The sequence below is a fragment of the Microbacterium protaetiae genome (assembly GCF_004135285.1).
In the GTDB taxonomy this organism is placed as follows: domain Bacteria; phylum Actinomycetota; class Actinomycetes; order Actinomycetales; family Microbacteriaceae; genus Microbacterium; species Microbacterium protaetiae.
In genome coordinates, this window is the sequence record NZ_CP035494.1 from 2,561,539 (window position 1) to 2,580,799 (window position 19,261).

Genomic DNA, 19,261 nt, shown 5'->3' on the forward strand with positions numbered 1-19,261 from the left:
TGCGGGGAGTGCTCTGTTGCGCTGAGGTGCGCTGCGGCGCGCTCAGAGTCTAGGGGAAGGATCTGCGTGGCTCACGGGATGAGCGAAGTCGCACGCATGTCGGCGGCAAGGGGCTGGGCGCCCGCCGCCGTCAGTCGTCGAACCACCGTCTCGTGGCCGCGCCGATATGCGAGCCGACTGTTCTTCAGCGATGCTCTCGTCATCGCCGGCACACTCTTCGGCTTCGGCCTTGTCGCTCTGCCGGAGTTCACCCGGGGGTTGTCGTGGTCCGGCGGTCCGCGGATCCCGTATTGGGTGGCGCTCGTGCTCGTTGGCTTGATCTGGCTGGTCATGCTCGAGCTGGTAGACACTCGAGACGAACACCATGTCAGTCAGGGAGTCCTCGAGTACCAGAGAATAGTCCGCGCATCGCTGGCACTGTTCGCCGTTGTCGTCGCGACGAGCTTCTTTCTTCGTATCGAGTTCTCGCGATCCCTGCTGTTGGTCGGGGTGCCGATCACGATGGTGTTACTCGTGGTCTCGCGCTGGGTGTGGCGGCAATGGTTGCGCGCGCAGCAGCGCGAGGGCAGGTACGTGCACCACGTCGTCGTGCTCGGAGAAGAAGCGAAGGTCGCGCACATAGTTCGTACCATCCGCAGAACGCCGGGGACCGGATACGTCATCATGGGGGCCGTGACCAAGCACGGCAAGACTCGTGACGGCCAGCACGATATACCGGTGCTTGGCAAGTACGGCGATGCAGAGAAGGTGCTTGACGAACTGGGAGCGGACACTCTCATCTTCGCAGGATCGGATGACTACGAGCCCGAGGCGCTGCAGCGACTGGGACGGGCGATGGCCGACCGCGACGTCAACTGGGTGGTGGCCCCTGCACTGACCGACGTCGCCGGTCCGCGCATCCACTCTCAACCCGTTGCCGGCCTGCCGCTCATCCACGTTTCGTACCCTGAACTCGAAGGCGCTCGTCGCGTCATCAAGCGGACGTTCGACATCGTCGCCTCGACGCTGCTCATCGTCTTCTTCTCACCGGTGATGCTCGGCGTCGCCATCGCAGTCCGAGCCGATTCACACGGCCCGATCATCTATCGGCAGGAGCGGGTGGGCCGACGCGGACGCACCTTCGGCATGATCAAGTTCCGCTCGATGATCGCCAACGCCGACGATCAGCTCTCGTCGCTGCTCGACATGCAGGGCACCACGTCCAGGCCCCTGTTCAAGGTCGTCGACGACCCGCGCATCACCAAGGTCGGCCGAGTGATCCGTCGGCACTCTCTCGACGAGCTACCACAGCTCTTCAACGTGTTCTGGGGACAGATGAGCCTCGTCGGTCCACGTCCTCAACGTGCGGCCGAAGTCGAGCTTTACGACGATGTGGCGCAACGCCGGCTCTTCGTCAAGCCGGGCATGAGTGGTCTGTGGCAGGTAAGCGGCCGCTCCTCGCTGGGATGGGACGACGCGCTGCGGCTCGACCTTTATTACATCGAGAACTGGTCGTTCACTCAGGACATCCTCATCCTCTTCCGCACCGTCAAGGCGGTGGTTGCACCAGGCAAGTCGGCGCACTGAGCGGTCTGGGGTCTGCCCCGCGCACACGGCCTTGAACTGGTCTCTCACGGACCGCCGCCGTAGGAGATGGGCTCAGGGGCGTTTGCGCCGTCGGCGCAGTTTCTTCCCGAGGGCGCGGGTCGCGCGCACCCCGATGGCGTGCACGAGTACTGTGCTGGCGGCCTTGCGCAGGCGGCGCTGCGCCACGCGTGCGTACTCCCGACGTCGTGCGTGCGGCGAAAGAGATGCCTCGTGCGGTCCGACGGCAGTATGAACGCTGACCCGGCCATCGCCGAGCTGGGCTGCGGTGTCGTTGATGCTGTACACGAGTGAGCCGCGTGGGCGCACCGCAGCGAAATGCGCACCCGTGGGAGCGTGGTAAGTCGCGGTCACTGCAAGTAGGTCGGTGTGATCGTCGAGCAGTGCCGCAACGGTGTCGACCACGTGGCGTGCTGCGCGTAGGCGCGCGACCAGTTGCGACGCGCGCGCCCCGTCAGGCAGCGCACGCCACCGCGGGTGCAGTGCGAGGTGCACGCCCACGCCCTGCACCGATGCGGTCACGAACGAATCTTGCATGGCCGCGTCGAGGCGGTAGAACTCATCCATCGTCGCTACGCGCGCGATGGCGGCGGGCAGTCGCAACGGCATGTGGGCGGCGCGGATGGCGGAATCGGGAATGCGGTCGCGCAGAATGCGACTGATCTCGGTGAAGAATGCGCTCCGCCGTTCGCGGGGCAGCTGCCGGATGCTGCGGTGGCGCAGACGCCCCACCAGTTCAGTGCGAATCCACCGCTCGAGGAACTTGTCCTTCTTCGGGCCGCTGGGCAGATACTCGTCGATCACATCGAGTACGTCTTCGAGGTTGCGGTAGTAGTCGGTGGGCGAGTACGAGCGAAAACCGGCGTTTCCGCCGTCGTCGCGGCTGATGTGAAAGTAGCAGTCGTAGTCGGAGTAGACCGAAATGACGTCAGCTCGGAGGTATGCCGTAGTCACAAAGAGGTGATCCTCGAGGCGGCGCTTGCCCTCGGGAAACCGCAGGCCGATCGCGTCGAGGAATGACCGGCGAAACATCTTGTGCGGTGTCTGGCTGTCTTGCACCGGGGCGACGCCGATTTCTGCCCGGGGGTACGAGCGAGTGAAGATCGTCGTCGGCACCGAGCGCCGAATTCCTTTCATCTTTCCCACGACGACGTCGGATCCGTTGGCGTCGCCATACGCCGTGAGTCGTTCGAGTGCTTCGTCGCCGAGCCAATCGTCTTGATCGACGAATTGGACGTAAGTGCCACGCGCCCGGTCGATGCCGACGTTGCGCGGTTGGCCGGGCCACCCGTGGTTCTCTTGATGGATGACGCGCACGTGTGGGCGAGTGGAAGCCCATTCGTCGAGCACGTCGGCCGTGCCATCGGTCGATCCGTCGTCGACAAAGATCGCCTCGAACTCGTCCACCGGAAGTGTTTGCCGATCGAGCGAGTTTAAGAGCGGTTCGACGTAGCCGCCCGGGTTATAGACCGGAACGACGACTGATACGCGGATGTTCATCAGAGTAAGCACAACAGCAAGTTGGGAGGTTGCACAAGTCGGAAGATCAATCTGGACCGGCGTGGGCTTGGGTCAGTGAGAAGATCTGCCTGGCGGGTTCGCCGACGTTGAGGCCTTCTTCGTGTTCTCCGGCTTTCTCCTTACTGGCCACTGCGTCAACGAACGCCTCGACGACCGGTCGGCACGTGATGGGACATGAATCTGTGAGCAGGACCAAGGGATTCGGACTCGGCTGGTCGGCTTGAGTTCATTGCGACAGAATACTCGTATGCGTGTTCGCCGAAGCCCTGCATCCTTGCGTCTGCTGGTCCTCCTTCTGTGCTCGATGCTGGCGGCCGCAGTGCTCACCCAGGTTGCGCCTGCAGCGCACGCTGCTGAGCTGCCAGGCACGATCCAAGACGGCGGATACATCATCTCTGATGCGGAGTTCTTCAATGCGGCGTCGATGAACGAGGCGCAGATCCAGAAGTTTCTCGACGGCAAGGTCTCATCGTGTTCTGCGGGTGCCACGTGCCTAAAAACCTTCCGCGGCGAGATGGCGTCGCAGCCCAGGGATGCCTACTGTGCGGCGGTCAGCGGCCAAGCAGACGCGACCGTAGCACGGATGGTCTCACGAGCCGCGAAGGCGTGCGGCATCAACCCCAAGGTGATCCTCGTGATGATGCAGAAGGAACAGGGCCTGGTCACCGCCACTAAGCCCACGAGCTGGAACTACGAACATGCGATGGGACAGGACTGCCCCGATGAAACGGGGTGCTCCACAGCTGCCGCGGGGTTCTGGAACCAGGTGTATCTGGGTGCGCGCCAGCTGCAGATGTATACGAAGAATCCGACGGTGTACGACTACCAGGCCGGCCGATATAACGTCGTGCAGTGGGCGCCCAGCGCCACCTGCGGCTCGTCGGCGGTGTATATCAAGAACCAGGCCACGGCGAATCTATACAACTACACGCCCTACCGGGCGAACGTCGCGGCGCTCGCCGCCGGGTGGGGCAGTGGGGATTCGTGCTCGGCCTACGGCAATCGCAATTTCTACAACTTCTATGTGACCTGGTTCGCACCCAGCGCCGTGCCGGCGGGGAGCGTGCCCGCAGAGGTTCCCGCGTGCACGGTGCCGGTGATGGCCGACATCTCGACCCGCTACAACACGGCTACCGTGAATGTCACCTCGGTGAATCTGCGCATCGCGCCGTCACCGCTGTGTAAGACCGGCATCCAGACCCTCACAAAGGGGATGAAGGTGACGGTGGTAGGCGCCTATGGTGCATGGTCGCGGGTTAAGGCTGCAGGTCAGACGGCCTGGGTACTCAGTACGTACTTGAAGATGGAAGCGGCGGCGGCGACGGTGGGGTGTGCGCAGCCGGGTTCAGTGCAGCCGGCTGCCGGTGTCGCCGTCGTGGCGGCAGCGACAGTGAACGTCCGTCAAGCGCCTTCGACCAATTGCTCGACCGGCGTTACTTCGCTGAAGCGGGGGCAGAAGTTCACCCGCACCGGCACCGCGGGCGCGTGGTGGCGCATTGTGGTGCAGGGCAAGACGATGTGGGCGCACAGCGACTATCTCACCGTCACTGGCGGTGATCCGTCATTCAAGGACGTGCCGACCACGGCGCCGTTCTACGACGAGGTGACGTGGTTGGCTGCATCGAAGGTGACAACTGGCTATACAGACGGCACGTTCCGCCCGCGCAACTCGGTGACCCGTGAGGCGATGGCCGCGTTCCTCTACCGGTTGGAGGGAAGCCCGGCGTTCACGCCGCCCAGGAAGTCGCCGTTCAAGGACGTGCCGACCACAGCCAAGTTCTATAAGCAGGTGGCGTGGTTGGCTGCCTCGAAGATCACGACCGGCTACCCCGACGGCACGTTCCGCCCGCGCAACCAAATCACGCGCGAGGCGATGTCGGCACTGCTATATCGGATGGAAGGGAAGCCGTCGTTCCGGGCTCCGGCGAAGTCGCCATTCAAGGATCTGCCGACGTCCGCTACGTTCTATCGCGAGGTGACGTGGCTGGCGTCGACCGGTGTGACAACAGGTTATTCAGACCGCACGTTCCGCCCGCGCAACTCGGTCACCCGCGAGGCGACGGCCGCGTTCTTGTACCGACTCGAGGAGTGATAGCACTCAGAAATCGTGATCGCGGGCCTGTTGCCGGTCACAGCGAGTCGAACAATGATGCTGTCGCCGTCTGCCGCACCCACGCGCTCGGCAGCCCAGGTGACGACATCCTGCCGCTGCGCATGGGCAAGCAGATCGCCCTTCAGATCGTCGAGGACAAGAACGTCTTTCCCACCCTCCCGTGCACTTGAAGCGCTGAAACCGGGGAATCGACTGCAAGGTTCGGACTGCGGATATGGTCTCGCAAGGCGGCCTCAAGTGCCCGCACCGATCGTCGGTCGGGCCCATCGCCGGTCACAATCGGCTCGAGAACCGGTTCGGCCATGTTCGCACCGTCCGCAGTCCGTCTCCAGTGCGTGGTCCGCTGCATCCTCACAGGCATTTTCCTCAATGCGCTCGCCCTCTGCGACGTTACGTCCGCACAATTCGGTGACGCGTGAGGCGATGGCGTCGTTCTTGTACCGGGGTTGGCGGGTAGTCCGTCGTTCACGGCGCCGAGGAAGTCTCCGTTCGAGGACGTGGCCACCTCGGCGACGTTCTACAAGGAGGTGACGTGGTTGGCGTCGACGAAGGTGACCACGGGGTATGCGGATGGCACGTTCCGGCCGCGTAACCAACTCACCCGGGAAGCCACCGCTGCCCTCCTCTACCGCACAGAACACTAACGCAGCTTCGCGGGTACGGTCGCGGACCAACCGTTGCACTACTGTGATCGCAGGCGCGGTGGCGTGCCGAAGAAGCCTTGAGCGGGGAGAAGAGATTGCGAAGTAGTATGCGCGCGCTGGTGGGGTTGATCGCGGCTCTGGCACTTGTCCTTGGTTCCGGGACGACGGCAGCACTAGCAGCGACCACAAGCGGCGTGATCTCCGGGAGCGTCCAGTACCCGGATAGCGTCGTGCCATCGGCGGGAATAATGACTGTTCGGCTCTACGCGACTGACGACGCATGGTCGCCAGTGAAGTCTTCCTCGATATCGTTGCGTACCTTTAAGCTGGGCGGCTTGTCTGAGGGAGACTACAAGTTGTTGTTCGACTCGACGGGCCAAGGACTTGTGGATCGTTGGTGGGGCGGAGCAACCTCGTTCGAGGACGCCGACGTGATCCACCTATCAGCGGGCGAGGCGCAAAGCGTGACGATGTCGCTGACGAAGGGCGGTTCTATTACCGGCCAGGTAACGCTTCCCGCGGGTGTCTCGCCGGTTGGTGGGAGCGTTTTTGTGAGCCTTGCAAGTGCCGCGTCTTCATCTACCCTGCAATCCGTTCAAGTAGGTGCTAGTGGAACATACATACTCGACGGTCTTGAAGCGGGCGATTATCGCGTACGTTCGTGGTCAAATCTGCCTGTCTTCGATCAATGGTGGAAGGGCGCCGACACCTGGGCACACGCGTCAGATGTTGCGGTGACGCTGGGGAGCGAATCGACCAGCGTCGACTTTGCGCTCGTCAGACACGCATCCATGTCGGGGAAGGTGCTCTTTCCGCCTGGAGTGGATCTATCAACGGGTTCTGTCACCGCCACCCTCTGGGATGCGACAGACGGTGGCACGTGGGTGACTTCCACCGCTGTGAATCCGGACGGGTCCTACACGTTTGAGCGGTTACGCAGCGGAAAGTACTGGCTTGACGTCTACGCGCAAGACCTCCCGCTGCTCACTGCGCGGTATCACGGTTCGGGTGTCAACTCTGACGCGCAGACGATCGATCTCGGCTCCGGTGAGGATAAACTTCTTCAGAGCATTCAAATGAGGGGTTACTCCGGTCTGTCGGGCAGCGTCCTTTTTCCTCTGGGATTCTCATCCGACCAAAAGCTGACAGCCGACGGAGAATATTCGTCATACCGCGTCGACATCTATGACGCCGACACAGGCTCGTACGAGAACTCATCACAGATCTCGGCGACGGCGGGCGCATTTGCCTTTCCCAAACTCAACCCCGGTCGCTACAAGCTCGCGTTGCGGAATCCTCTGCGCCAGGACGAGTGGTTCGGGGCCAACGGTGGCGGCCAAGAGTCGGCGCACGTCTACGTTCTGGGAGATGAAGAGAACGTCGCAGGCATCGAGTTCGTAGCCGCCGACATGACCAGCCTCCTCCCCGGCGCTCGCATCGAGGGCGACGTTCGCCTCGGCAGCACGATCAAAGTCGTAACCGATAGCGCGCCGAGCGGATCTCGGTTGGACTACCAATGGTTCACGAACGGGGACACCCCGATCCGGGGCGCTACGAAGCCTGAGCTGGCGCTGACGGATAACCTGGTAGGACAGTATCTCTCCGTGCGTATCACGGGGTCGATTCCCCATTTCGCGCCTGTGTATCAGCCCATTGAGGTTGGGCAAGTGGTTGCGACGTTCGGGCCGCACTCCGTGTCTGTCGCCGGGCACCCTGTCGTCACCGGCACTCTCAGCGCAGCCGTTGCTGGAGCATGGCCGACGGGGACGGATGTTGAGTACCAGTGGTTGGCGGATGGATCGCAGGTCCCGTACGTTTCATCTTCCGACGGGACGACCGTCGCTCCGACGGGGCAGACCCTGAAGCTCACGGACCATCTCGTTGGGAAGCGGATCAGCGTCACGGTGACGGGGTCGAAGCCGGGATACGGGACCCAGTCCGTGACCAGTGCTGCGGTGGGCCCGGTGGTCCAGGCGCCGTTCGTACCCCCCGCGAAGTCTCCGTTCAACGATGTGCCGACGACCTCTCGCTTCTACCGTGAAGTGACCTGGTTGGCGTCGTCGAGCATCACGATGGGGTATCCGGATGGCACGTTCCGCCCGCGCAATGCTGTGACACGAGAAGCGATGGCTGCGTTCTTGTATCGGTTTGCTGGATACCCCGCGTATACGCCACCGAAGAAGTCGCCGTTTTCAGACGTGCCCACCACAGCACCGTTCTATACAGAGGTGACATGGTTAGCACAGACGGGTGTGACGACCGGGTATTCGGATGGCACGTTCCGGCCGCATAATCCGATTACCCGTGAAGCAATGGCTGCGTTCTTGTACCGGTCGGCGGGTAAGCCGTCGTTCACGGCGGCGAAGAAGTCTCCGTTCGAGGACGTGGCCACCTCGGCGACGTTCTATAAGGAGGTGACGTGGTTGGCGTCGACGAAGGTGACTACCGGATATTCGGATGGCACGTTCCGGCCGCGTAACCAGGTCACCCGGGAGGCGACCGCAGCCTTCCTCTACCGCACGCGTCATTGATGCGGTCCAGTGGGTCGTTGGTGGGCAGGCACCAGAGCGTTCGACAGATAGCGTAGAGAGTAAATCGTGCGGCAGGTGCCAGCCACCGCAGTGTTGACGGTGGGAGGGAAGCGCTGTTGTGAAGTATGTCGTGCTCGGTGACGTCGGTCTAAGATCGCTGTACCACGTCGGTGATGAGGCGATGATGGATGTGGCGGTCGACATGATCTCGGCGCAGCCCGACGCGCAGATCACGCTCGTTGTTGGCGACCCGCTCACAGCGACATCGCACTATGGCGTGCCGGCGGTCAAGCGCATCGGGTTCTCACCGCGGTGGACGTGGCGCCAGTCCGCCGAGCGACTTGCGCGCGAGACTTCTGACCAGATGCTCGCTGCACCGGCGCGCGGGTCCGTCGCTGAGGCGGTGCGGAACAGCGAGGTCGTCGTCATCGCTGGAGGCGGCAACATGACGTCGCGATATGCGCACCATCTGTACGAGCGCGTTGCGATCACCCGCATGGCACGATACTTCGACAAGCCGCTGCTGGTCACGAGCCAGACGGTGGGACCCGTGCTGCGTCCCCGGGACGCCGAGCTGCTCGCCGAGATCGTCGGTTATGCCTCGTACTTCGGTGCTCGGGACGACGACAGCTTCGCGCTCTTGCGCGCGCTGGTCCCCGACCGCGATGCAGGTCGTTCCGATCAGGTGGTCTACCGCACGGCAGACGACGCGGTGCTGCTGTGTGCCGGCGAGACCGCGCGGGCTGAGTTGGTCGGCATGGAACTGCCGCCGCGTTATGTGGTGGCTAGTTTCACCTCGGACCCGGGCACCACTGGAATTGCCCAGGACGAATACACTGCAGCCATCGCCGACACACTTACCCGCCTGTCCGACGCGTTGGACGCCCATGTGCTGCTGCTGCCGCACACCGGCGCACTCGAAGGAAGACCGGTCGGCGATCAGATCACCGACGACGCCGTTGTCGCGGCCGCTGACACGGCGCGGATACGCGCGTTGCCCGTCATGACTGCCCGAGCGGCGGCGGCGGTGACTGCCGGGGCGGTGCTGAGCGTGTCGACGCGATATCACGCGGCGGTCTTCGCAGTGGCCGCGGCCGTTCCCGCTGTCGCAGTGTCGTTGTCGTATTACTCATCAGTCCGCTTCCGCGGTGCGATGGTGCCGGCCGGTTTGGAGCCCTACATCGTCCCGGCAACGGCGTGGGACCAGATCGTCCCTGCGTGCGTACATGCGGTAGGTCGCGGGGATACCACGCGCACAACGTTACAGGGATACGCGGCGTCTCAGCGTGACTATCAGCGAGCGTGGTGGGTCACACTGAAGGGCGCGGCCTCGGGCCACGATGCTGCGCCCGTGCCTGCATTCCCTCGGCGATATACGACCCAGATCGATGAACCATGGGCGGCGGCAGTGCGGGCGTCATTCGTCGCATTCGACGCCCAGGCGCGCGAGCAGAACCGCACGGAGTGGTTGCAGCGCGACGTTGACGTGCTGGAGTCAGCTTCTGCCGCAGCAGAGGCACGTCTTGCACTCGAGCAAAAAGCGACGCATGCGGCGCAGCGTGTTGTCGACGAGCTGCGCCGTCGTGTACAGGCACTGGAATCGCGAAAAGCAGTCCGGTTCGCCGATCGCGTTGCGCGCCTGCAGCAGAGAATGCGCACTGCCTTCAGGTCGCGCGCACGCGTGAAACGGACAGGACACTGACCGAACGTGAGATTCTTGAGTAGATTACGGCGTTGGATCCCGGGATGGCAGCTGGTTCGCGCGTGGCAGAGGGCAAGGCATCCCATGCTGTCGGTCATCGTTCCCGTCTACAACGTCGAGGCTTATTTGCCGGAGTGTTTGAACAGCATCCTGTCGCAGTCGTTCAGATGGCTAGAGCTCGTAGCCGTCGACGACGGCAGCACTGACAGCTCACTCGGGATCCTCGCCGAGTATGCAGCGCAGGATCCGCGCATCCGCATCGTACGCCAGGTCAATGCTGGGCTCGGTGCTGCTCGCAACACGGGTGTAGCGCATGCGCGGGGGCGCCTGCTCACGTTCGTGGACTCCGACGACGCGCTCCCTCCGCACGCGCTTGAGATGATGGTGCGTACGGTGGAAGCCGACGACGCCGAGATCGCTGTGGGCGCCGTGTCGCGGTTCCGCGACGGCGAATCCGACCTTGTGCCACTGTGGGTGCGGGACATTCATGACACACCGCGTGTCGTCTCAGCCTCTGAGGATCCGAGTGTCTTACGCAACTTCTACACGTGGAACAAAGTGTATCGCGCGGACTTCTGGCGTCGCGAGAGACTGCGCTTCCGCGAGGGCGTGCTGTTCGAGGACCAGCCACTGGTCACGCGTGCACTGTGCCGCGCGACGAGAATTCATGTGCTGGATGAGGTCACGTATCGATGGCGCATCCGCAGTGACGGTTCGTCGTTGACAGGCGGCATGTACTCGTATTCAGCAATATGCGAGAGACAACGAGCGATCGCGTTGACGTCCGAGATGCTCGCGGAGATCGAGGCTCCCCGCGCGATCATGGAGGGATGGCAGCGAACTCTTGCGGAGCACCACATACCGAACTATCTCGCTGCGACTGCGCCGTTGGAGACATCCAACGAGTACGACGCAGTGTGCGAGCTGACGCGATCGGTGTTAGACGTCGAAACCGTTCTTGGGATGAACGATCTCTCTGCCTCGAGTAGGGTCATGCTCCATCTGGCATTGCGGGGTGAGCAGTCGCAGGTGGCAGAGTTCTTGGAGAAGGGTGGTCGTCGGCCAGAGACCGCCTGCATGGTCGAGTACGGCGAAAGAACTTATGTCGCGCTGCCCTTCTTTCGCGACGAGACGCACCTTGTCCCAAACGAGGCGTACGCCGTGTCAGCCCACGAACAGCGGCTGTGGACTGCAATTCATGCTGTTGATTGGGCGGAAGAGGGCGCAGTTCTGCGAGTCAGCGGGGCGGCCGGGATTTCGTTGGTGCCGGCGGGTGAGATCACTGTGGAGGCGTCGATCGTGGGGACTGCTGCGCGACACATCGGCACGGCCGTCTTGTGCCGGGTGGTGCCCGGCAGTGCGGATGGAGTGGAGCGCCCCCGTAAATCCGCGCGTTTCGAGATAGATGTCGACATTGCGCGCGTCACGAGCGAGATGCGCGAGGCGGTCGTGGGAGGTGTTCACCTGGCAGTGAAGGTCACGCAGGCGGGAGTGACAAGATCGGGGCCGATGCGGGGTGAAGCCGGCCATGCATACATCCGAAGACTGCGGGGGTCGTCCGTCGATGACGTCGGCCACGGCGTCATATCACTGTCATGGACGATCCTCCACGGGCTGGTGCTCACTCTGACGGACCGAGAGGTGATCGCGCGGCGTATGACTTCAGGCGGGGAGCCTGACCGTGTGCGACTGGTCATGACAGCGTCACGGCTCGTTCCGCATCGGGTCATCGTGAGTTCAGCCGGCGTCGCCCGCGAGTTCGCCGTGAAACGAACGGGCTCCGGTACTTACGCTGCTGACCTGGACGTCGGGTGGTTGAAGCCGGGAGCGTGGAGTTACATCCACGTCGCGGACGATCGCCACCGTCACCGCGCCGTGTACGGCCCCGCGATCCCGAGCAGTGAGATCGGCACCGCCGGTCTCACGCAGCACACCGGAACAGTCGGGAATCTTTACGTTGTACGGCAGGCTTGAGTCGAGCTCAGTCCGCCAGCTTCCACGTGCCGCACCCTTCAGTGACGAATCCGTGGTCACTGTTCAAAACGGTCACGACCATCGACGCGCCTACAGTTGTGCTGATGTCATTTGCGATAATCGCGTCAAAGACCCCTGTGAAGTTGGACAAGCGTGCCCAGTAGCACGAGTCAGGGTTGGTCGACGTGTAGGTCCCTGGCCGTATGTCGGGCCCGACGAGAAGTGTGCCGGCGGTACCCGAGATCGTGGTCTTTGAACTCAAAGCCCCGAGCTTCGGTATCGGCGTCCACGTGCCACAGCCATCGGTGTGGAAATAAGCATCTCCAGGGAGAATCGTCACAATGGACTTGCTGTCGATGACCGCGTCGTTGGCAAGGATTGAGTCGAACTCGCCATCTGCGCTTGAAAGGCGCTCCCAATAGCAGAGGATACTGGACTTTGGACGGGTGCTCTGATACGTTCCCGGTTTAATCGCCGAGCCGACGCGAACGGTGCCTGCATTACCGGAGAGGGAACCGCTACCGCGGGGTGCTGGAGAGCACTTCCCAGTCGGGGCCGAACCGGTGTCATTCCCCGTCTCGAATCGGTACAGGAATGCTGCCATGGCCTCGCGGGTCACCGCATTGCGTGGGCGGTACGTATAGCACCCACTGCCGGCTTCGTATCCGGTCGAGATTCCGGACGTAGCGAGCCATGCAATATCGGCCGAGAAGATACTCCCGGGCGTCACGTCGAGGAAGAGATCTTCGTTCGCGACGTCGTCGTCGGACGTGCCTGTCATGGTTGCGTATCGATGCAAGAATGCTGCCATGGCTTCGCGAGTGATGTGATTCCGTGGCCGGAAGGTGCCATCCGGATACCCCGTGGTGATCCCGTTGGCGCTGAGCCAATTGATCTCCTTATAGAAAGCGGATCCCACCGGAACATCCGACAGGGTTGGGGCGCTGGGTGGCGTGTAATCGGGCGAGCCGCTGAGCCTGTACAGGAACGCCGCCATGGCTTCACGAGTGATCTGGTTGCGCGGGCGGAATGTGCCATCTGCGAAGCCGGTCGTGATTTGTTGGTCGGCGAGCCACGAGATCGCGTGATAGAAGGGTGAGGTTGTTGGAACGTCCGGGAATGTCGATGCCGCAGTCGATGCCGAGGCTGTCATCATGGTCGAGCCGACTGCCGCGGCAAGCGCGACAGCGAGCCCGGTAAAAAACGTGCGAAGGCGTCGTCCCACCTGCATCTCAGAACTCCTCGGTCATACCTGTGATGTGCACAGCATATCGAGACCGTCAGGAACTGCGCAGGCTTCTCATTGTGATTCGGGCAGCGCCTCGAGCGTGGCACGCAGAAGTCGTTCGTTGCGGGCGAAATCGAAGTCCCAGGTCGACTGGAAGGCCTTCGGATCCAAGACGGCGCTCGCCTGGCGCACATCCGGGGCACTCCAGAAGTAATGGCTGTCGGCTCCGAGCGCCGATGCGTACAGGTGTTCGTTGCGGGCCAGGTACGCCTCGTGATTGAGGATGATCATGGTGCGGAGATGTTCGCTGAACAGAACGTTGAATAACGCGGAGCCTCCGAAGCCCGCCACCGTCGTCGCGCCGCCGAACAGTGCAGCGGATTCAGCTAACGAGTGCTCCTCAGGATAGACCACCTGGAACCCGTACTCACGGAAAAGCTCTTCGACCTGTGGTGCGTTGCGGCAGTCCCGATGCGCCATGCCGGACGGTCGTGAGACGAACAGCCGCTGACGGCCTTGGGAGCTGTGGGGCACGATCAAGTGCCGGCGTAACTGTGCCCACACATCTGCGACCGCGGGATGAAACCAGTACGGATCGTGGTTCTGCCACAGTGAGGTGCACGCCACCCACGACGAGACCTCCACCGGTTCTGACTGCCAGACGACGTCGTCGGAGGACAAGCCGTACGCGCTCAGCAGTTCGCGCTCGTAGGTTGGCTGATAGTCGCGCGGCACGCGGAGAAGCGCACGAAGATCGGGAATGTGCGCCTTTGCGACACCCCACCCCCAAAGCTTGGCGGGGATCTCGGTGATGAAGTGCCCGAAATGCGCGTGATATGAGGCAGTGAGGTCGAAGAAGTCCCCGTCAAGCCTTGGGATGGCGCGGTCGGTCGATGCGGGCAACGTCGTGTAGTCGGCGTCGATGTCCGTCGCGAGGACGTTCGTGGGCACCTGCTCATTCGGGTAGCGAAAAGAGGGCGGCAATAGCGTGCGTTGGTGCGTGAGGGCCATATGGCTGAGAACACGAAGCTGACCCTGATAGTGGCGCATCGTGGCTGCGGGAGCGTGAAGTGCAGCATCCAAGTGAGCGGTGTCGGAAGACTCCCTGTTCCGATGGATCTTGCCGGTCGGCGCGATATCAGCCGCGGGCAGACGGTCGATCAGGTCCACGCGGAGTTCAGGGGCGCGCGTCTGAAGCGAAGCCGCGCGCCGGTCGGGAACCTTCAAATAGACCGGCCCAGCCATGAGGTGGATCGCATAATCACCCAACCGGCGCACGTCCGTTGTCGGCCTGTATCTTGCACGCTCGGTCATTGTCGATGATCGGGTGCGGGCCCAGCCGCGCAGGACGTCGGGCGTGGTGGGGGATGCATCGAGGTGGATGTAAGCACCGTGCTCCGCCACCGCGGGGTGGAGCATCCGCCACGTGGCTCTTTGCACGTCGTCTGTCGGCACCGGCCGACGCAGATCAACTATCAAGTCCACCGGGGGGATTCGGCGCAGCGCGTGAAGCGCGTCGGTGGGGACCGTCAATTTCTTGACGGTGACTCGCGGCTGCCTGGTGCGGCTCGGACGGAAGCCCGCTGCGAAGATGAGGATGTCATCCGTGAAGAAGGTGCGCATCCATCGCTGCACCCGCCAGCGCGCTCGCCGGTCGGCCAGGAGCACGACATGCCACGAGGAACCACGAGGCGGAGTGAGCAACGCCTTGATGCGGTCGGAGGGTGCCCCATGGTCGGCTGTTGTCACCGTGGGGGGTCGACGCCGCCATCGCCACAGCACATATCCGGCGGCACGGCGAAGAGGCGATCGCATGGGAAGCATACTATGGGAAGCAGCCGACCGCTGGCAGAGGCCAATTCTCCAGCGCGTGCCGACGAAACGCTACGCGGTGGGCCCTAGAAGGTCCTTCACACGTTGCGCGATGCGTTCGCAGGAATGTCCGTCCACTAGCGGCAGAGTGCGGCGCAGCCGATCGCCGAAGAACGCCCGCTCGGCGTCGTAGCTGTCGCTGGTGAGCTGGCGGCGGAGCACGTCGACGGCATCCAGTGGGGTGAGGGCTATCGGCCCCAGGCCGTGGTCTTCGTATGTCCAATACCCAGGGACATAAGTGTGCCCACCATGGAGAAAGTCGTCGCGGTCGAACTGAAAGTATGAGACATCGGCACCCGCGAGTGCCGCCTCGAAGAAGATCGACGAATAGTCGGTCACGACGCACCGGCAACGTGTCAGCAACTCGTGCACATCGTTTACGGAGGTCATCAATTCAACGTCGGGCCCCATCAGCGCGGGGTCGATCTGCTTACGGAAGTTCGGGTGCGGGAGAAAAACCAGCCGTGTACCTGTCACCCTCGCGAGTTCGGCCAGTTCGGGGCTGTTGATCAGCGCGAGCCAGTTCTGCGCGAACTCGGTGTCTTCGAACGGCACACGGAGCTTTCGCAGTTCGCCCTGCGCAGTTTTGTCTGCGAGCAGCTTGTGTCGCCATGTCGGCGCGAACAGCACGATGTCTCGCTTCAAAGGATCTGACTCGGCGGCCAGTCGTGCCACCTCGTCATGCCGGGGGAAGCCGGTGAGCTTGGCCTGCTCAGATGTGAGCAGATAAGAGGAGAAGTCCTCGACGATGGACTGCTGCTCGTCTACACTCGCCGTGGTCATCAGGTCGATCGGCTTGCGGTTGAACCAGATCGACAGATCGTGCTGAAGTACACCATGCTCGAGGTAGACGTACTTCCAGGGCCTCTTGCCGTCTGGGTAGAGCTTGTCCGGCAGCGGATTCGTCATTTCGACATCCAGATGTGTCGACAACACGGCGTCCGCTTCGCACAGAGCAGCATGGTGCGAAGGCGACCCATATGCGAGCAGCCTGAATCCCTCTTCGGTGAGACGGTTCCAGTCGGCCGACGTACGGCTGAGGACGAACCAGGTGTTCACATCTGGCTCGTCCTCGCGCAGGTACCGGTACAGGTATTCTGCGCTGTCGCCAGCCGCCAGTACCTTGTCCATCAGGATCCATGCATGGGCATACTTGCGGCGAGCGCCCAGAAGGCGCTGCGCTGACATCAAGCGCCGTGTTCGCAGACGCCGCCCTCTCCCGCGCGTACCCGGACGGGATGTGTACGTCCACGGCAGCAAAGCCGCGACTTCAGCTCTCAGGCGCGCGGTCAGGCGCCGTCGGAACCGTCGGACGGCTGATGGGCGTTCGCCTACTGACCTCTTGCGGAGCGGCTCAACCTCAGGGGCGCGATAGACGCTGGTTTCGAGTTCGACGGCATTTCCGTCGAGCGTCAACGTCACGGGGCCGCCCGCCGGCAGCCAGACGATCCGTTCGAACACCAGCCTCTGATCGAAGACATCAAGTCGTCGGATCTTCGCCGCGGTTGGTTGGAGCACTCCGCCGTCGCGGGAGAAACTCTCGCCGGGAAGAGTGTCGCGGTAGAGGTAACGGATTTCGATGCCGCGGTGGTCCGACGCGACGACTTTCGCGGTGCCTACGGCTGGTAGGGGCGATCCCTTCAACGCCAGTAGGATGCAGCGATGGTCGACGCCCAATCCGGTGACGTTGTAGCGATGGATGCTGCTGTCGTCGACGTGCTTGAGTACGGCAGACAGCGCATCCAACACACGGCGTTTCTGGCTGGCAGACATCCAGACGGCTTTTTGATTGATGTTCGACTCGCGTGGAAGGAACCACCGCACGTCATAGAGGAACATCATGTCCAGCCAGGCGGGTACGCCGCCCGCCGAAGCGCGTTCGAACAGCGGCAGGTAGCCGCGCTCGAACCGGTGGAAGTAGAAGTCGAAGTTTGTGTGTACCGTGTCAACGCTGGAGTTGGCCGCAGCGCGCTTGCGGTAGAAGTACTCCGCCTCTTTGACGAACAGTATGTTCCGCGAAGGTGCTCTGAGCAGATATTCCCCGACGAACAACGCATCTTCGGCGATCGACAGGTTCTCGATAAACCGCACAGCTGACTCGTCGAGTACGTCCCGGCGGAAGAGTGCCGACGCCGCCTGCGACTGAATATACGACGGCTCTTCGTCGAGATCGACGGCGCGTGTCCCATCCGCGAATTTGAATCGCAGCACGTGGGTGTTGGAGACGCGATTGGAGGTTTCGAGGTACCATTTCACGTTCGTCGAGACAAGGACCGGATCAGCGTTGCACTCTGCCAGCGCGCTGGCTATCGAAGACAGATAGTCCGCGCCGACGAAGTCGTCGCCGTCCGGAAAGCCGATCCAGTCACCGGTGGCGACTGCGAGACCGGCGTTACGTGCCGCACTGACGCCGCCGTTCTGCTGGCGCAGGACCTGACCGGCACGACCAGTCGCATCGAGCCAGCGCTGGGCTATATCTGCCGAGTCGTCAGGTGACCCGTCATCGACGAAGATGAACTCTGCCTCATAGCCGCCGGGTCGCTGTTCGGCGAAAGACGTCAGCAGGTCGGGCAGGTACGGCGCCGACTCATACAGCGGTACAACCAGGCTGAAGTGTACGGTCCCCTGTGTCATCGGCGCCCTCGTGCGGCCGCCATCGTCGCGACCTCGACAGTGACTATCTGGCCCGTCAGCCCCGCGTCGATGACGTGCAGGGTCACGCGGGCGACATCTTCGGGGTCCAGCAGCGTACCGTCCGGTTCTTGGCCGAACGCTGCCGTGCGCATCGGCGTTGCCGTCCGTTGCGGGTTGATGCAGTTGATATGCACTCCGCTGTCGGCCCACTCTTCCGATAGAGCCTGGGTGAGGTTGACGACGCCCGCCTTGGTAGCTGAGTATGTGCTGTAATTCGCACGGCCCCGGGTATATGAGCTCGAGGTGAACAGCACGACCTGCCCGCCTGTCTGAGCGAGGTAGGGGTACGCCTCCCGGCATACGAGCGCCGGTGCCGTGAGGTTGGTCTGGATACTCTGCTTGAGGTCGCGCTTTTTCGTGTCCACGAGTGGCGCGATCTTCAGCACACCTGCAGTGATCACGACAGCATCGATCCGTCCCAACTCGTCTGCCGCCCGAGCGAGTGCTTTGCGCACTTGTTTCGCGCTCGTGACATCGGTACCGGTCGTCGAGCGGCTGAACTCCATCACGCGCGCGCCGGCTCGGGTCGCTTGGCCGACGATGCTAGCGCCGATGCCGTAGCTGCCGCCGAAAACCACGACCGCCTTGCCGTTGAGGTCCGGCAGTTCGCCCATTCCGTCGACCGAAAGACTTGCCGACTGAAGTTGGAAGAGCTTGTCGGCGATGTGCACGTCGATCGGCTCGGTGATCTTCATGTTCTCTGGCGTCCCGTCCACGACGAAGATCGGCACGTCGGGCAGGTAGCTGAACACGACGCCGCAGTCGTCGGTCGCATGGAAGTGAGGGTCTTCGCCGGCCAGTTCATAAGCTCTCCGGATTGTACCTAGACGGAATGCCTGCGGCGTCTGGCCGCGTCGCAGGGCGGAACGGTCCGGAATACCGCTGATATGGCCGTTCCTGTCCACTTGAATGATTGTGTCTGCCGAGGGAATGGCAGTGTCCACGGCATCGTACGTGTCCAGGGCCACGACGCAGTCGTGAATGATGCGCTCGTCGATGAACGGCCGGACTGCATCGTGGAAGAGGACCTTCGTGTCGTCGCCCTCGAGCGCTTCTATCGCGAGCCGCGTCGTGTCGTTGCGAGTCTCACCCCCAGGAAGAATGCGGCTGAGCTTGGTGAACCGCACATCCGTCTTGAGGTGCTCGAGTTCGCCGAGCGCTGCCGCGTTCATCATGATGAGGATTTCATCAATCTCCGGGCTCGCTTCGAGGGCCTCGAGCGTGTGCTCGACGATCGCTTTTCCAGCGATCCGAATGAGTTGCTTGGGAATGCCCAGTCCCACACGGACCCCGATTCCGCCTGCTAGGACGACAGCGACGGTTCTCGGTGTGTTGCTCACGTGGGCACCTCATGGGATCGACAGCACAAAAGCGCGCCCGGGGGCGCATAGCTCATCA

At 62.7% G+C, this 19,261-nt stretch carries 12 protein-coding genes; 7 read left to right on the top strand and 5 right to left on the bottom strand.

The window, feature by feature from the left end:
* Nucleotides 1-78: 78 nt before the first annotated feature.
* The gene (locus tag ET475_RS11910; protein ID WP_242497615.1) at nt 79-1,566 is read left to right on the top strand and encodes a sugar transferase; all 1,488 of its coding nucleotides are present in this window, start codon (nt 79-81) and stop codon (nt 1,564-1,566) included.
* Nucleotides 1,567-1,638: 72 nt separating this feature from the next.
* Here the strand turns inward: ET475_RS11910 and ET475_RS11915 are convergent, their stop codons facing one another.
* Nucleotides 1,639-3,084 carry a glycosyltransferase family 2 protein gene (locus tag ET475_RS11915; protein WP_129390401.1) on the bottom strand — a complete coding sequence of 482 codons (1,446 nt, stop codon included), beginning with the start codon at nt 3,082-3,084 and terminating at the stop codon, nt 1,639-1,641.
* Between the two features lie 268 nt (nt 3,085-3,352).
* Between ET475_RS11915 and ET475_RS11920 the strand changes: the two genes are divergently transcribed.
* The 6 genes from ET475_RS11920 (at nt 3,353) to ET475_RS11945 (ending at nt 12,069) form a co-directional block, all read left to right on the top strand.
* The gene (locus tag ET475_RS11920) at nt 3,353-5,197 is read left to right on the top strand and encodes an S-layer homology domain-containing protein (protein ID WP_129390404.1); all 1,845 of its coding nucleotides are present in this window, start codon (nt 3,353-3,355) and stop codon (nt 5,195-5,197) included.
* The gene (locus ET475_RS11925) at nt 5,194-5,388 is read left to right on the top strand and encodes a hypothetical protein (protein ID WP_129390407.1); all 195 of its coding nucleotides are present in this window, start codon (nt 5,194-5,196) and stop codon (nt 5,386-5,388) included. The genes ET475_RS11920 and ET475_RS11925 overlap by 4 nt, the downstream gene beginning before the upstream one ends.
* Nucleotides 5,389-5,745: 357 nt before the next feature.
* On the top strand, nt 5,746-5,862 hold the full coding sequence (locus tag ET475_RS18430) for an S-layer homology domain-containing protein (protein WP_422879946.1): 117 nt from the start codon (nt 5,746-5,748) through the stop codon (nt 5,860-5,862).
* A gap of 248 nt (nt 5,863-6,110) precedes the next feature.
* Complete coding sequence (locus ET475_RS11935) at nt 6,111-8,393, top strand: S-layer homology domain-containing protein (protein ID WP_165310896.1); 2,283 nt, start codon at nt 6,111-6,113, stop codon at nt 8,391-8,393.
* A gap of 118 nt (nt 8,394-8,511) precedes the next feature.
* Nucleotides 8,512-10,095 carry a polysaccharide pyruvyl transferase family protein gene (locus tag ET475_RS11940; protein WP_129390416.1) on the top strand — a complete coding sequence of 528 codons (1,584 nt, stop codon included), beginning with the start codon at nt 8,512-8,514 and terminating at the stop codon, nt 10,093-10,095.
* Nucleotides 10,096-10,179: 84 nt separating this feature from the next.
* Nucleotides 10,180-12,069, top strand: a complete 1,890-nt coding sequence (locus ET475_RS11945) for a glycosyltransferase family 2 protein (protein ID WP_129390419.1) — start codon at nt 10,180-10,182, stop codon at nt 12,067-12,069.
* A gap of 7 nt (nt 12,070-12,076) precedes the next feature.
* On the opposite strand, the gene ET475_RS11950 is transcribed toward ET475_RS11945, so the two are convergent.
* The 4 genes from ET475_RS11950 to ET475_RS11965 form a co-directional block, all read right to left on the bottom strand.
* Complete coding sequence (locus ET475_RS11950; RefSeq protein ID WP_129390422.1) at nt 12,077-13,300, bottom strand: S-layer homology domain-containing protein; 1,224 nt, start codon at nt 13,298-13,300, stop codon at nt 12,077-12,079.
* A gap of 69 nt (nt 13,301-13,369) precedes the next feature.
* The gene (locus tag ET475_RS11955; RefSeq protein WP_165310898.1) at nt 13,370-14,920 is read right to left on the bottom strand and encodes a glycosyltransferase family 61 protein; all 1,551 of its coding nucleotides are present in this window, start codon (nt 14,918-14,920) and stop codon (nt 13,370-13,372) included.
* 261 nt (nt 14,921-15,181) lie between these two features.
* Nucleotides 15,182-17,803, bottom strand: a complete 2,622-nt coding sequence (locus ET475_RS11960; protein WP_129390429.1) for a bifunctional glycosyltransferase/CDP-glycerol:glycerophosphate glycerophosphotransferase — start codon at nt 17,801-17,803, stop codon at nt 15,182-15,184.
* Nucleotides 17,800-19,203 carry a bifunctional cytidylyltransferase/SDR family oxidoreductase gene (locus ET475_RS11965; protein WP_129390432.1) on the bottom strand — a complete coding sequence of 468 codons (1,404 nt, stop codon included), beginning with the start codon at nt 19,201-19,203 and terminating at the stop codon, nt 17,800-17,802. The genes ET475_RS11960 and ET475_RS11965 overlap by 4 nt, the downstream gene beginning before the upstream one ends.
* Nucleotides 19,204-19,261 lie beyond the last annotated feature (58 nt).

Coding starts and splice junctions, on each gene's coding strand:
- ET475_RS11910 (WP_242497615.1), top strand. CDS start 79: ATGAGCGAAGTCGCACGCATGTCGGCGGCAAGGGGCTGGGCGCCCGCC.
- ET475_RS11915 (WP_129390401.1), bottom strand. CDS start 3,084: ATGAACATCCGCGTATCAGTCGTCGTTCCGGTCTATAACCCGGGCGGC.
- ET475_RS11920 (WP_129390404.1), top strand. CDS start 3,353: ATGCGTGTTCGCCGAAGCCCTGCATCCTTGCGTCTGCTGGTCCTCCTT.
- ET475_RS11935 (WP_165310896.1), top strand. CDS start 6,111: ATGACTGTTCGGCTCTACGCGACTGACGACGCATGGTCGCCAGTGAAG.
- ET475_RS11945 (WP_129390419.1), top strand. CDS start 10,180: ATGCTGTCGGTCATCGTTCCCGTCTACAACGTCGAGGCTTATTTGCCG.
- ET475_RS11950 (WP_129390422.1), bottom strand. CDS start 13,300: ATGCAGGTGGGACGACGCCTTCGCACGTTTTTTACCGGGCTCGCTGTC.
- ET475_RS11955 (WP_165310898.1), bottom strand. CDS start 14,920: ATGCGCACCTTCTTCACGGATGACATCCTCATCTTCGCAGCGGGCTTC.
- ET475_RS11960 (WP_129390429.1), bottom strand. CDS start 17,803: ATGACACAGGGGACCGTACACTTCAGCCTGGTTGTACCGCTGTATGAG.